Source organism: Flavobacterium sp. CR10 (genome assembly GCF_055814415.1).
The window spans coordinates 1,601,253-1,615,941 of the sequence record NZ_CP185985.1 but is presented as its reverse complement, the minus strand read 5'-3'; the positions used below and the strand labels follow the sequence as shown (position 1 = coordinate 1,615,941).

General features: G+C 34.1%; 12 protein-coding genes. 8 read left to right on the top strand and 4 right to left on the bottom strand.

Annotation, left to right across the window (positions count from 1 at the left end; genetic code table 11):
- Positions 1-2: 2 nt before the first annotated feature.
- The 4 genes from ACNRYB_RS07305 (at position 3) to ACNRYB_RS07290 (ending at position 5,616) form a co-directional block, all read left to right on the top strand.
- A complete protein-coding gene (locus ACNRYB_RS07305) occupies positions 3-1,643 on the top strand; it encodes a dihydrolipoamide acetyltransferase family protein (protein ID WP_473729662.1) in 1,641 nt (546 codons plus the stop codon).
- 91 nt (positions 1,644-1,734) lie between these two features.
- The gene (locus ACNRYB_RS07300; RefSeq protein WP_473729661.1) at positions 1,735-3,582 is read left to right on the top strand and encodes a hydrolase/aminopeptidase; all 1,848 of its coding nucleotides are present in this window, start codon (positions 1,735-1,737) and stop codon (positions 3,580-3,582) included.
- A 526-nt stretch (positions 3,583-4,108) separates the two neighbouring features.
- The gene (locus tag ACNRYB_RS07295) at positions 4,109-4,639 is read left to right on the top strand and encodes a carboxymuconolactone decarboxylase family protein (RefSeq protein ID WP_473729660.1); all 531 of its coding nucleotides are present in this window, start codon (positions 4,109-4,111) and stop codon (positions 4,637-4,639) included.
- A gap of 98 nt (positions 4,640-4,737) precedes the next feature.
- Positions 4,738-5,616 (top strand): helix-turn-helix domain-containing protein, encoded by an 879-nt coding sequence (locus tag ACNRYB_RS07290; protein ID WP_473729659.1) that lies wholly within the window; start codon positions 4,738-4,740, stop codon positions 5,614-5,616.
- A gap of 47 nt (positions 5,617-5,663) precedes the next feature.
- Here ACNRYB_RS07290 and ACNRYB_RS07285 read toward each other — a convergent pair whose 3' ends face one another.
- A complete protein-coding gene (locus tag ACNRYB_RS07285; protein ID WP_473729658.1) occupies positions 5,664-6,905 on the bottom strand; it encodes a glycosyltransferase family 4 protein in 1,242 nt (413 codons plus the stop codon).
- Between the two features lie 113 nt (positions 6,906-7,018).
- Here ACNRYB_RS07285 and ACNRYB_RS07280 point away from each other — a divergent pair, with 113 nt between their 5' ends.
- From ACNRYB_RS07280 to ACNRYB_RS07270, 3 genes are read left to right on the top strand one after another with little or no spacing between them, the layout of a single operon-like run.
- Positions 7,019-7,600, top strand: a complete 582-nt coding sequence (locus ACNRYB_RS07280; protein WP_473729657.1) for a MiaE family protein — start codon at positions 7,019-7,021, stop codon at positions 7,598-7,600.
- A 51-nt stretch (positions 7,601-7,651) separates the two neighbouring features.
- Entirely contained in the window at positions 7,652-10,411 is a 2,760-nt protein-coding gene (locus tag ACNRYB_RS07275) for a hypothetical protein (RefSeq protein WP_473729656.1), read from the top strand.
- Positions 10,412-10,463: 52 nt separating this feature from the next.
- The gene (locus tag ACNRYB_RS07270) at positions 10,464-10,919 is read left to right on the top strand and encodes a hypothetical protein (RefSeq protein ID WP_473729655.1); all 456 of its coding nucleotides are present in this window, start codon (positions 10,464-10,466) and stop codon (positions 10,917-10,919) included.
- Here the strand turns inward: ACNRYB_RS07270 and ACNRYB_RS07265 are convergent, their stop codons facing one another.
- From ACNRYB_RS07265 to rplU, 3 genes are all read right to left on the bottom strand, one after another.
- On the bottom strand, positions 10,920-12,215 hold the full coding sequence (locus tag ACNRYB_RS07265; protein ID WP_473729654.1) for a hypothetical protein: 1,296 nt from the start codon (positions 12,213-12,215) through the stop codon (positions 10,920-10,922).
- 139 nt (positions 12,216-12,354) lie between these two features.
- The gene (gene rpmA / locus ACNRYB_RS07260; RefSeq protein ID WP_008466657.1) at positions 12,355-12,615 is read right to left on the bottom strand and encodes a 50S ribosomal protein L27; all 261 of its coding nucleotides are present in this window, start codon (positions 12,613-12,615) and stop codon (positions 12,355-12,357) included.
- Positions 12,616-12,639: 24 nt separating this feature from the next.
- Positions 12,640-13,083 carry a 50S ribosomal protein L21 gene (gene rplU / locus ACNRYB_RS07255; RefSeq protein WP_008466656.1) on the bottom strand — a complete coding sequence of 148 codons (444 nt, stop codon included), beginning with the start codon at positions 13,081-13,083 and terminating at the stop codon, positions 12,640-12,642.
- 273 nt (positions 13,084-13,356) lie between these two features.
- On the opposite strand from rplU, the gene ACNRYB_RS07250 reads away from it, so the two are divergent.
- Positions 13,357-14,679: a M16 family metallopeptidase gene (locus ACNRYB_RS07250; RefSeq protein ID WP_129746203.1), complete on the top strand. Its 1,323-nt coding sequence runs from the start codon at positions 13,357-13,359 to the stop codon at positions 14,677-14,679.
- Positions 14,680-14,689: the final 10 nt, after the last annotated feature.

The following is a 14,689-nucleotide window of genomic DNA, read 5'->3' as shown; positions in this document are numbered from 1 at the left end:
TCATGGCGATTAAAGTAACAATGCCTCGTTTGAGCGATACTATGACTGAAGGAACGGTAGCAACTTGGCTTAAAAAAGTAGGCGACAAAGTAAGCGAAGGTGATATCTTAGCTGAAATTGAAACAGACAAAGCAACAATGGAGTTCGAATCTTTTAACGAAGGAACTCTTTTACATATCGGAATTCAAGCTGGAGAAACTGCTCCAGTTGATTCATTATTAGCTATCATTGGTAAAGAAGGAGAAGACATTTCTGCTCTTTTAGCTGGTGGTGATGCTCCTGCTGCCGAAGCTCCAAAAGCGGATGCTCCTGCTGCTGAAGCAAAAACTGAAACTGCTGCTCCTGCAAAAGCTGCAGCTGAATTACCAAAAGGTGTTATAGTAGTAACTATGCCACGTTTAAGTGATACAATGACAGAAGGTACAGTAGCAACTTGGTTGAAAAAAGTTGGCGATACTGTAGCCGAAGGAGATATTTTAGCAGAAATTGAAACAGACAAAGCGACTATGGAGTTTGAGTCTTTCAATGCTGGAACATTATTATATATTGGAATTCAAGAAGGAAGTACTGCTCCTGTTGACAGCTTATTAGCTATCATCGGACCTGCAGGAACTGACATTTCTGGAGTTGCTGATAACTTTACTGCTGGCGGGGCTGCAACTGCAAGTGCTCCTGCTGCAGAAGAAAAAGCTGCTCCTGCTGCTGAAAAAGCACCAGAAGCTGCTGCTGAAACTTCAAATGGAGGAAGAATTTTAGCCTCTCCATTGGCTAAAAAAATCGCTTCTGACAAAGGAATTCAATTAAGCCAAGTTAAAGGATCTGGAGAAAACGGAAGAATCGTAAAAAGCGATATCGAAAACTTTACTCCATCTGCTCAGGCTCAAACAACTGCTTCAGCACCTGCTGCTAAACAAGAAGCATCTGCTCCTGCTGCTCCAAAAGTTTTTGTTCCTGCTGGTGAAGTTTACACAGAAGAGATCAAAAATTCTCAAATGCGTAAAATCATTGCAAAACGTCTTTCTGAGTCTTTATTCACTGCGCCTCACTACAACTTAGTGATCGAAGTAAGTATGGACGAAGCTATGCAAGCTAGAGCTGCTATCAATAGCGTTCCTGATACAAAAGTATCTTTCAACGATATGGTAATCAAAGCTTGTGCTTTAGCATTGAAAAAACACCCAAAAATCAACTCTACTTGGAAAGAGGATGCTATCATCATCAACCACCACGTAAACATTGGTGTTGCTGTAGCTGTTGAAGACGGATTAGTAGTTCCTGTATTGAAATTTACTGATGCTATGAGTTTATCTCAAATTGGCGGTTCAGTAAGAGATCTTGCTGGAAGAGCTAAAAACAAAAAATTAGGACCACAAGAAATGGAAGGAAGTACTTTTACAGTATCTAACCTTGGTATGTTTGGCATCACTGAATTCAATTCAATTATCAACCAGCCAAACTCTGCGATCCTTTCTGTAGGTGCAATTGTTGAGAAACCAGTAGTTAAAAACGGTCAAATCGTAGTTGGAAACACAATGATGTTATCATTAGCTTGCGACCACAGAACAATTGACGGTGCAACTGGCGCTCAGTTCTTACAAACATTAAAACAATACATCGAAAGCCCAGTTACAATGTTGGCGTAATCGTTGTTAATTTTATAATTAAATCCCGTTTTGTTTATTCAAAACGGGATTTTTTGTTTAATTTTCATCCTCAAATTCAAAACCTCACAAAATGAAGAAACTAATTCTTGTCGCTTTATTTCTGACAGCAATTGCTTGCCAGAAAAAAGAGCAAACAGAAAAAACTGCTGCTGTTACAGACGAACACAGTTATTCTAAACCAGAACTTGCTGTTGCAAAACACCTTAATCTTGATATTAAAGTTGATTTTGACACACAGACCATTTCAGGAAAAGCATCTTGGACAATAGACAACATCAGCAAGGGAAATGAAATTATTTTCGACGAAAACACTTTAAATATTACAAAAGTTACTCTTGGAGACGACGAGAAAGAAACCAAATTCGAGCTTGGTGCATCCACAGAATTTCACGGAAAACCACTTCAGATCACTATTGAGCCAAATACTACGAAAGTAAACATTTACTACAACACCACTAAAGATGGTGTGGCTTTGCAATGGCTTAAACCAGAACAAACCGCAGACAAAAAGAAACCTTTTGTTTTCTCTCAAGGCGAAAGTGTTTGGTCTCGTACTTGGATTCCGTGTCAGGATTCACCAGGAATTCGTTTTACTTATAATGCAAAAGTTACGGTTCCTAAAGATTTATTGGCAGTTATGAGCGCTGTAAATCCGCAGAAGAAAAACGATACTGGAGTTTACACTTTTAAACAAGACAAAGCAATTCCTTCTTATTTAATGGCAATTGCAGTTGGAGATATCGAATTTCAAGCAATCGATAACAGAACGGGAGTTTATGCAGAACCATCTGTTTTAAAAAGCGCAGCTTATGAATTTGCTGAACTTGGAAAAATGGTAAATGCTGCTGAAAAACTATACGGACCTTACAGATGGGGACGCTACGATGTATTGGTTTTACCACCAAGTTTCCCTTATGGCGGAATGGAGAATCCGAACTTGACTTTCTTAACTCCGGGAGTATTGGCTGGAGATCGTTCTCTTACGAGTTTGTTAGCACACGAATTAGGACACAGCTGGAGCGGAAACTTAGTTACAAACGCAACTTGGGATGATATTTGGCTAAACGAAGGTTTCACTACTTATGTTGAACACAGAATTGGAGAAGCTATTTTCGGCAAAAAGGAATTTGACATGCAAAACGTTATCACCAACAAAGAATTGGTTGATAATGTTGCTGAATATGGAGACACAAATCCAGATACAAGATTAAAAGTTAGTTTGACAGGAAGAAATCCTGACGACGGAATTAGCATGATTCCTTATGTAAAAGGGTATTCTTTTTTAAGAGTTATTGAAAATGCCGTTGGTCGCGATAAATTTGATCCGTTTATCAAAAATTATTTTGATTCTCATGCTTTCCAATCTATCACAACAGAAGATTTTGTAAAGTATTTGAACGAAAATCTTATCAAAGGAGATAAAGCTTTAGCAGATAAAATCCAATTAGACAACTGGATTTACAAACCAGGAATTCCATCAAACATTGTTCCTGTAAGTTCAGCAGAATTTGATGCTATTGACGCAATTCAAAAAAGCTGGAGAGAAACTGGCGTTGCAGGTTTAAGCAAAAAAATCACCACAACTGCCGAAAAACAGCATTTTATAGATCATCTTCCAGCTGATATTACAGCAAAAGAAATGGAAGCAATTGACAAAGAATTCAACTTTACTAAAGGAGGTAATTTTATCATTAAACGTCAATGGTTTGTTCAGGCAATTCGTCATCAATACAAAGCCGCTGATCCTGCAATTGAACAATTTTTAATAGGAAGCAGCAGAACTGGATCTATCATGATGCTTTACAAAGAAATGGTCAAAACTCCAGAAGGAAAAGTTTGGGCTAAAAAAGTTTTTGATAAAGCAAAATCTGGTTATCATGCCACAACTATTCAGGATGCTGCAAGTGTTTTGAAATAATTTTTCTAGAATATAATTTTAAAAAGAGTCTGTTCTTAAAGAACAGACTCTTTTTTTTTACGCCTTATTTGTCATTTCGACGAAGGAGAAATCTTCACAAGAAGCTCAACAAAGATTGGATTCTCATTGCGGAGTTACTCGCGAAGATTTCTCCTTCGTCAAGATTGCGTGAATTGTTTGCAGAATTTCTAGTGCGATTTCTCGTTCCTCGAAATGACAAACTATACGAAAACACTCTTTTGAAACCGAGTGCCCTAGCCCAGATTGAAGCGGAAAGCCCGGAACTCAAAACCCTGATTTTTCTTGCCAGAAAACAGCGACCAACGGAAGCTCGTTTTATGGCTTAGAAAAATCAGGGTTTTGAGTGAGGACTTGAAACGAAAAGCTGGATTAGCTCCTGAAAAAAAAGCTAGGGAAAATTATCCATCACATAGCGTACATTCTCCATGTTCTAAAATCTGCAATCGTTGCAACTTTGTAATGTCAAAAGACAACAACAAATAACAACTTTAAAAAATTAAATAAAATGGCACGATTAACAGCATTAAACCCAGAAGAAGTAACAGGAAAAACTAAAGATTTATTCAACGCAGTTCAAGCAAAATTAGGCGTTGTACCAAACATGATGAGAACAATGGGGAATTCTCCAGCGGTTCTGGAAGGATATTTAAACTTAAGTGGCGCTTTGAGCCACGGAAAATTAAGCGCAAAAACTGGTGAATTAATCGCTTTAGCAGTTTCAGAAAGCAACTCTTGTGACTACTGTTTAGCAGCTCACACTTTTATTGGAGAAAAATTAGTAAAAGTAGATCCAGCAGTTTTAAAAGCAGCAAGATCTGGAAATTCTGACGACGCAAAAACAGAAGCGATTTTACAATTGGCTAAAACATTAATCAGTAAAGGCGGTTTAGTAAACGATGAAGATGTAAATAAAGCTAAAAACGCTGGAGTTTCTGATGCTGAAATTGCAGAGACTATCGCACATGTTGCTTTGAATGTATTGACAAACTACTTTAATAATGTAGCAAATACTGAAATTGATTTTCCAACAGTTTAATCAAGATTTGCACAATCACTATAACAAAAAACAATTTATAATGATAGCTGTGAATTTATTTCATGGCTATCTTTATACTTTCAAAAACAAAAGAAATCATGAGTTCTCAAAATGTTTTTACTTTAATCAATCCGCAGAATGGCAATTTAGCCTTCAAGATTCTTCCTTTTGATGATAACAGCCACTTTGATCATTTACAGCGTAATAACTATTACTCTTTAATTTGGGTTACTAAAGGAAAAGGCAAAGTAAAAGCCGATTTTGCTGAACATCAATTTGAAGAAAACTCACTTCTCGCCTTTTCTCCGTATCAGCCTTTTATGCTTTGTGTAAATGAGCCAATTGAAGGAATCGCGATTCATTTTCATCCTGATTTTTATTGCATTCATATGCATCAAAAAGAGGTTTCGTGCAATGGCGTTTTATTCAATAATATTTATCAGCCACCTTATGTTCACGTTACAGAACAAGCGGAACAAACTTTTAAAATGGTAATTGAACAAATGAAAGCTGAAATTCAGAATGCAGAATTAGCTCAATACGAATTATTGATTTCGTATTTAAAAATCTTTTTAATCACCGCTTCGAGATTAAAAACAGAACAATTGGAAGAAATGAAATCGGTTCCAGATTCTAAAGAACCTGTCATTCTTCAAAGCTTGAAAGATGCAATTGAACTGAATTTTAAAACCAAACATTCAGCTGGAAATTATGCTGAATTATTGAATATTTCTCCAAAAGCATTAGCCAAAATATCTAAGAATTATTTCAATAAAACTTTAACCGATTTGATTTCGGAAAGAATTATTATTGAAGCTAAAAGAGAATTGTACCTAACCAACAAAACCGTAAAAGAGATCGCCTACGAATTAGGTTATGACGACGAACATTATTTTAGCCGTTTCTTTAAAACGAATGCTGATGTTTCCCCTCAAATTTATCGTGAAACTGTAGGATTTGGCAAAATGGACACTTAAAGTTTAGAGTCGCAGTTTATCAGTAATCACAGACCTGAAAACTTAGACTATTTATTCTTCGCTTCAATCCACTTTGACATGTACATTGTGCTTTTGAACGCATGATGCTGCAACAAATTTCCCATAAAATTATGAAGACGATGGCTTTTTGAATCAACCAAAAGTGAGATTACCAGTGAGATTAATTCATTTGAATAATTTCTTTTCTGATAACATTTATTGATTATTTCGATTCCGTTTTTTTGAGATTGTTTCCAAAGGTTTTCATCTTGATAAAGTTCAATTGCTTTTTTAGCAAACTCTACTGCATCATCTTCAATAAAACCATTCCAAGGCAAATTGACATGCATGGCTTCAGAACCAACAGATGTTGTTGCGCTTGGCGTTCCGCATTGCATAGCTTCTAATAATTTTCCTTTCAGACCTGCTCCAAAACGAATTGGCGCTAAAACCACTTTTGCATTTTTTACTATTTCATTGGCATCTTCTGCCCTTCCCATAATGTAAAAACCATTTTTAGGTTGATGCAACTGCAATACTTTCTGCGAAGGATAAGCTCCATAAACCTTCAAAACTGCTTCTGGAAAATCTTTTTTTATAGAAGGCCAAATGGCTTCTTTTAAATATTGAACGGTATTCCAATTTGGTTCATGAAGAAAATTTCCAATAAAAACAAAATCATTTCGGTTTTCAAAAGAAGGCAATTGTAGCAAGTCTTCCTCTTTCATTTCATCAACCAAAAAAGGAAGATAAAATAGTAAGTCTTCATTAATCTTAAAAACCTCTTTTAGAATATTCATTTCAAATTCAGAAATAATTAAAGACAAATCGCAACGTAAAACACTAGCAATTTCTCTTTTTGCCACTTCTTCAGACAATAAATCTTCTAATTCGAAAATTCGGTTTTCTTTAAATGCTTTTTGCCTTGCGGTTCTTAAACAATGCAAATCTTCAGTATCTAAAATTCGGATCGCATTTGGGCATTTTTCAACAACTCGCCAACCAAACTGTTCTTCGACCATAAATCGATCAAACAAAACAACATCTGGATTTAATTCGGCTACAAAATCATCAAAACTTGAAGAATTAAGTTCGATGCTTTTTTTTATTACTCCAAATTCAGACAAATCAACCATAAAATCGCTGTCCTGAGCCGCGCTTGCAAATGTAATTTCAAATCCATTTGCCTTGAAAATAGAAATCAACTGCATCATTCTTCCTCCTGCTGCAGAAGACTTTGGCTCGGGCCAGACAAACCCAATAATTAAAAGTTTTTTTAGCTGATTCATTGTAATTGGTTTCAACTTACAAAATAATGCTTTTTTCAGCGCAATCGCACAACATTTCCTGACTTTTAGTAATAAAAATCACTAATTTTGCAGGAATTAAATGCTGGGAAATTATGTTGGGATTAAAATTAGCTACAGACCCTCGCTGGGTAAATATCGTTGAGTCAAATATCGAAGAAATTTTAACGGATCACGCTTGGTGCGAACAAAAAGCGGCTTCAAACGCAATTAGTATAGTCACTTACAACTCTGAAATTGAAGAATTGGTAACCGAAATGCTCGAAATTGCCAGAGAAGAACTAGAGCATTTTCAAATGGTTCATAACATTATAAAGGAACGCGGACTTACATTAGGACGCGAGCGAAAAGACCATTATGTAAATGAACTTTTTAAGTTTATGAAAAAAGATGGAAGCAGAAGAGATGCGCTTTGCGACAGACTATTATTTTCTGCAATGATTGAAGCTAGAAGTTGCGAACGTTTTAAAGTGCTTTCAGAAAATATAAAAGACGAAGAATTAGCTAAATTCTACCGCGATTTAATGATTTCTGAAGCGGGACATTACACTACTTTTTTAGGATTTGCCAGAAAATATCAAGACAATATAGATATTGATAAACGCTGGAAAGAATGGATTGAATATGAAGGTTCTATCATTACCAATTATGGTAAAAAAGAAACCGTTCACGGATAAATTACGCTCTTTTTCAACTCTATCTTTTACACTTAAAAATCACATTTTGCTATGGAGAAAAGTAAATCCAGATCAATCGTTTTTAAAATTGCGAAGTATACAGGAATAACTTTTGCGGTTATTATAGGATTATTATTCTTAACGCCTATCGTCTTTGAAGACCAGATTAAAGAGCAAATCAAGAAAACTGCCAACGAAAGATTAAGCGCAGAATTGAATTATTCTGATGTTTCGGTGTCATTTTTCCATCATTTCCCTTCACTGACCTTGACTTTAGACAATTTAAGTCTGAATGGTTCGGCTCCGTATACAAACGAAAAATTCATCACCGCAAAAGAGGTTTCTTTCGGGATAAATGTGGCGAGTCTGATTTTCAGCAAATCAGTAAAAATTGATCAGATTTATTTATCAGATTCTTTTATAAACGTAAAAGTAAATCCAAATGGAGAAGCAAATTACAACATTTATAAATCCCAAGAACAAGCTTCTAAAGCTAAAGATAGTAGTGATACAGCGCTAAAATTGGAGCGAATCGAGATTTTAAACAGTAAAATTGTTTACGATGATAAATCAACTAAAGTCCATTTTGATGCATACGGGTTTAACTATTTAGGAAAAGGCGATTTAAACAAAGCTGTTTTTGATTTATATTCTAAAGCCAACATCGAAAAATTAAATATCGTCTACGAAGACGAACCCTATTTAATGAACAAAAAGATCGATGCTGACTTAATTACAAAAGTAAACATCAACTCGCTTTCTTTCTTTTTCCAACAGAACAACCTTAAAATCAATCAGCTTTTGGTCGATTTTAAAGGAAAATTCGACATTTTAAAGGATGGCTACAATATGGATTTCGTTATTAAATCCAATAACAGTAAACTTTATGATGTCTTTACAGCGTTACCTCCAAAATATATTACTTGGCTTTCTAAAACAGAATTAAAAGGAAATACAAATCTGCTTTTGACTTTAAAAGGAAAGTACATTACTTCTGAAAATATTGCTCCAGATTTAGATTTGGATATAAAAGTAAGCGATGGTTTTGTCAATTATAACAAAAGTGCATTTCCCGTTTCAAACTTAAATTTAGACGTTAAAACAACTGTTCCATCTCTAAATCCAGATTTGGTAATTGTTGATGCCAAAAACTTATCGCTAAACATTAATCAGGATTATTTAAAATCGAAATTTTTGGTTAAAGGCGTAAATACTCCAGATATTAACGCTGATTTTAAAGCTAAAATTGATCTTGAAAAACTACTTAAGGCACTTGGAATTCCAGATATTGAATTAAAAGGAACTCTAGCTGGCGATGTAAAAGCAAATGGGGTATTTGACCAAAAAAACAAGCGTTTTCCCGTTACAAACGGAGTTCTTAATTTGGATAACGGATATTTAAAAACGCCATACTATCCAAATCCGATTACCGATATTACGATTAAATCGAAAATAGAAAACCAAAAAGGGACATTTGCCGATCTGAAAGTAAACTTAACGCCAACTCAATTTACTTTTGAAGGAAAACCTGTTTTTGTACAGGCTGATTTAAGCAATTTTGACGACTTGAGTTATGATGTAAAAGCAAAAGGAGAATTGGACATTAGCCGAATTTATAAAGTTTTCTCGCAAAAAGGTCTTGATCTTGATGGTTTTATAAAAGCTGATGTATCTTTAAAAGGAAAGCAAAGCGATGCCGAAAAAGGAAATTATAGCAAATTGAATAATAAGGGAACTCTTGAATTAAGAAACATCGGAATTGCATCTGAATATCTTCCAAAGAAATTCATTATCAAAGAAGGAATTTTTAAAATCAATCAGGATAAAATGTCTTTCAATAATTTCCTAGCTGCTTACGGGCAATCAGATTTTAAAATGAATGGATATTTACAGAATGTAATTAATTATGCTACCACAAATACAGGCGTTTTAAGAGGTTCTTTTAAAGTTACTTCGCGATACATCAATGTTGACGAATTTATGTCGGAAACTGCTCCAGGAACTTCTGTAACAGAAACCACTAAGCCAAAAACAGAGACAAAAACAGAAAACACACAAACCGGTGTAATTATTATTCCTACAAATCTGAATTTAAACTTTACGGCTAATGCACAAAAAGTAAATTTTGACAAATTAAACCTTCAAAACGCTGTTGGAAACTTAAGCATGAATAAAGGCAAATTGACCATGCAGAATACAGGCTTTGACCTAATTGGATGCAAGGTTAGCATGAACGCCAATTATCAAGCAGTTACAACCAAAAAAGCTAATTTTGATTACGCCATCAAAGCCACCGATTTTGATATAAAAAGAGCGTATAACGAGATTGAAGTTTTCAGAAAAATGGCAAGCGCCGCAGAGAAAGCACAAGGAATTGTTTCGTTAGATTATCAGCTTAAAGGACGCTTAAATGCAAACATGGATCCTGTTTATCCTTCTCTTGTTGGTGGCGGAACTCTTTCTGTAAAAGATGTAAAAGTGAGAGGATTGAAAATGTTCAATGCTGTAAGCAAACAAACCAATTCTGAGTCTATGAAAAATCCAGATCTTTCAAAAGTAGATATCAAAACAACGGTTAAAAACAATATTATAACTGTAGATCGCTTTAAATTTAAGTTTGCTGGCTTTAGACCAAGAATCGAAGGCACAACAAGCCTAGACGGAAAACTGAACTTAAAAATGCGTTTAGGATTACCTCCTTTTGGTATTTTCGGAATTCCATTAACTGTTACCGGAACTCAGGACAATCCAAAAGTAAAAGTGGGCAAGAAAACCGAAGATTTGGAAGAAACTAAAGATAGCGAGGAATAAAATTTAATTTTTGGAAATTCCAAATTCCAAGTTCAAAGGAGCTAAATCAAAAATGAGTATTAAACGAGTAATAATCTTTTTCGTAATAATTGCAAATTTAGGGTTCTTATGGACTATTTTTAATATGTTTTATTACAATGAACAATCTTTTGATTCATCCAAAAAAACAACTCTAACTGCAGATAAAATAATCAAAATAAAGAGCGAAGCAGGAAATTGGAAATGGAATAAAAAGAACTATGATTTTTATAAAGAATACAACTTTACATTAAATAAGAACGAAATTCTTGAGTTTTGCAAAATTACAAATTCATCAAATGCAAAATATATTGAGAATACTAGAGCATTACTATGGATTGAAATTGAAATTATAGAAAACACTTCAAAAACAACAATATATTTAAAACAAAATATCGAAAACGAGGTATACTTCGAAATCAATCACGAGACTTTCGAAGGAAAACAATTAGAAAAATATATCAAAAAGCATTTAAAAAGAAAACTTTAATTAAGTTTCAAATAGTACCTTAGAAAAATACAAAATCCCCTTTCCCATCAACCATAACAACAAAGCTAAACCAAGCAATTTCCAAGCCCAGCCTCTTCCTCTTTTCCAATTTGAGAAAAAAGAAAAAGCTTCCATGTACTTTATTATTAAAAACAGGGTTGATCCTATAATCGCAAACCAAATTACTTCATTTAAATGAAGATTAAAACCATATATAAAAATGGCGCCGAGAAAAAAGAGCGTAATAAATTGTATAAAATAATAGTTTCTTAAACTGTACTTATGATTCATTTTTAACGATAAAACTAAAAATGACAAAATCAATAAACTTATTAGAGCAGAGATAATATTATAAAAAATAAGATTTTCTTGCAGCGCCAATACTATCGTGACAACAACCGCAACAACAGTACAGGCCGCTAGAGAATTAATACTTCTATCTCTATCATCTTCTTTATAAAAAGGAAATAAAACAGGATAAATATATTTTTCTAAGGAACGCCAGAAAGGCAAGGCATAAACCGTAGCAATTCCCGATAAAACTACTTCGTAATTATAAAAAACATCAGCAGGAACTTTATACAGTACATATAAAAGTGCAATTGTAATTATAAAAGCTGGAAAACATATCGTTTTAATAGTCTCCCAAGAATCTTTACCCCAAAAGTTATTTTCTATTTCGTAAACATATCTTTTAATCCAATATTCTTTTGTAAATAAGGCCGTAGACTGGCTCCATAATAAAAACAAGCCTAGATGTATAATTACGGTTCGCAATACAGATTCTTCAACAATACAGCCATAAATTACACAAGCTGCTCCAATTAAAAGCAATTCAAGAGTCAGCAAAACCGGTGAAAACAAAATCCTTACTATAGGAGCCAAATGATTCACCAAAAATCGAATTAGTAGACTCCAATATTTTTTAAACAAAGCAATAACAGCACAAATAGCAATAAATGCCGAAAGATAAAACATCCAATTGGTTAGCAATTGCGTCTGCATCCACAATTGCACAGCAGAATCTTTTTGCGGAGTATAGACAATATCTGAATTTAGGAAAACCTCTTTTGCTAATTCATCCCTTAGATTATTAGATAAACTAGGAAGTTCATTTTTATGCGCATTCCAAAACTGATCTGTATTGAAACCATTCTTTTTTAGAACTTCAAATTCATACAGAACATTTTTCTGCTTATTGCTTAAAGCACTCAAATGAATAGCAACACTATCTGATACAACTTTACCATAAGTGCTTATGCAGAACAAAAGGGCAAATAAGAGTATTTTTTTCAACTTATAACATTTAAAGAGTTTGAAGATATCCAATTATCCCCAATTTTACAAATGTAAGTTTTTTACTTAACGCAATGTGTTGAAAATAAAAAACCCGATCTTTTCAGAACGGGTTTTCTATAAAAGTAATCTATGATTATTATGCCTCGAATGGAATAATAGATACATAAGATTTGTTATCTCTTTTCTTTTGGAACTTAACAACTCCATCAACTTTAGCATGTAAAGTGTGATCTTTACTGATGTAAACGTTTTCACCTGGATTGTGTTTTGAACCTCTTTGTCTAACGATGATGTTTCCAGCAATAGCAGCTTGACCACCATAAATCTTAACGCCTAAACGTTTTGATTCTGATTCTCTACCATTCTTCGAACTACCGACACCTTTCTTGTGAGCCATGACGTATGAGTTTAAATATTGTTATTATTCTTTAGTAGTCTCTTTTTTTGCTTTTGGAGCTGCTTTTTTTGCTTTTGGAGCTGCTTCTACTTCTTCAGTAGCTGCTGCATCTTCTGCTACAACTGCTTTTTTAGCTGCTGCTTTTTTTGTTCCTCCTGCTGCAGTAATACCTTCAATTACAATTTGAGTAAGATATTGTCTGTGACCATTTCTTTTTTTGTATCCTTTTCTTCTTTTCTTTTTGAAAACGATAACTTTATCTCCTTTTAAGTGTTGTAACACTTTAGCTTCTACTGAAGCACCTTCTATAGCTGGGGCGCCTAAAGTTACATTTCCATTGTCATCTAACAAAAGAACTTTGTCAAAAGAAACTTTTGAACCTTCTTCGTTAGCTAAACGGTGAACATAAACCTTTAAGTCTTTGCTTACTTTAAATTGTTGCCCTGCTATCTCTACGATTGCATACATATCAAATTGATTTATTGAATTTTAAGGTTGCAAATATACAACTAATAATTTACTATGCAACCCATAAAAGCAAAAATATTTTCAACTAAAAAAACCTTGTTTTTCAAGCAGTTCCACATAGAAAACAAAATTAATTTAAAGTAAAAGATTGTTAAAATAGCATTTATTTGAAAACAAATCTGTAATACATAATTAAAAAAAACTATTTTTGGTGTAACCAAAATCAACTCTTGTCTACCTACTATTGTTGATATTTTAAAATTATTAATCTTTATGAAAAAATCAATAATGATGTTAAGTGCTGCATTAATGCTTGGCGGAGTGGCTCATGCCCAAAAAGTAGCTTTTGAAGAATACGATTTAGACAATGGATTGCATGTCATTTTACACAATGATCCGTCTGCTCCTGTTGTTATTACGTCGGTAATGTATCATGTTGGATCAAAAGACGAACGTCCTGATCGAACAGGTTTCGCACACTTTTTTGAGCATTTATTATTTGAAGGAACTCAAAATATAAAACGCGGAGAATGGATGAAAATCGTTACCGCAAATGGTGGAGTTAACAATGCTAACACTTCTGACGATAGAACGTATTATTATGAAGTTTTTCCCTCTAACAGCTTAGAGCTTGGTTTATGGATGGAATCTGAGAGACTAATGCATCCTATTATTAATAAGGTCGGCGTAGATACACAAAATGAAGTAGTAAAAGAAGAAAAAAGAATGCGTTACGACAATCAGCCATATGGAAATATTCTGGCAGAGGTTAAGAAAAACATGTTCAAAAATCACCCTTATAGATGGACGACTATCGGTTCAATGAAAGATTTGGATGCCGCAACTCTGGAAGAATTTCAGGCTTTTAATAAAAAATTCTACACTCCAAACAATGCCGTTTTAGTGGTTGCCGGAGATTTCGAAAAAACAAAAACAAAAGAATGGATTCAGAAATATTTCGGACCAATTCCAAGAGGTGAAGAAGTTAAAAAGCAAACTTTTACTGAAGAGCCAATTACACAAACCATTAAGGCTACTTACGAAGATCCGAACATTCAGATTCCGATGATTGTGGCTTCATACAGAACGCCTTCAATGAAAACTAGAGACGCTAGAGTATTAGACTTAATTTCTTCTTATTTAAGTGATGGAAAAAGCTCTAAACTTTACAAAAAAATAGTTGACGACAAGAAAATGGCATTACAGATTGGCGCGGTTGGATTTAGCCAAGAAGATTACGGAACATACATTCTTTATGGCCTGCCGATGGCTCCATATACAATTAATGATATTTTAAAGGAAATGGACGAGGAAATTGTAAAAATCCAAACCGATCTTATTTCTGAAAAAGATTATCAAAAATTACAGAACAAATTCGATAACAATTATGTAAACGCCAATTCAAGCGTGGAAGGAATTGCTGAAAATCTTGCTTCGTATTATTTACTTTATGGCGACGTTAATTTAATCAATACCGAAATTGACATCTATCACTCGATTACAAGAGAAGAAATCAGAGAAGTTGCCAAGAAGTATTTGAACCCAAATCAGCGTTTGATTTTAGATTATATTCCGACAGCCAAATCTCAAAACTAAGAATATCGAA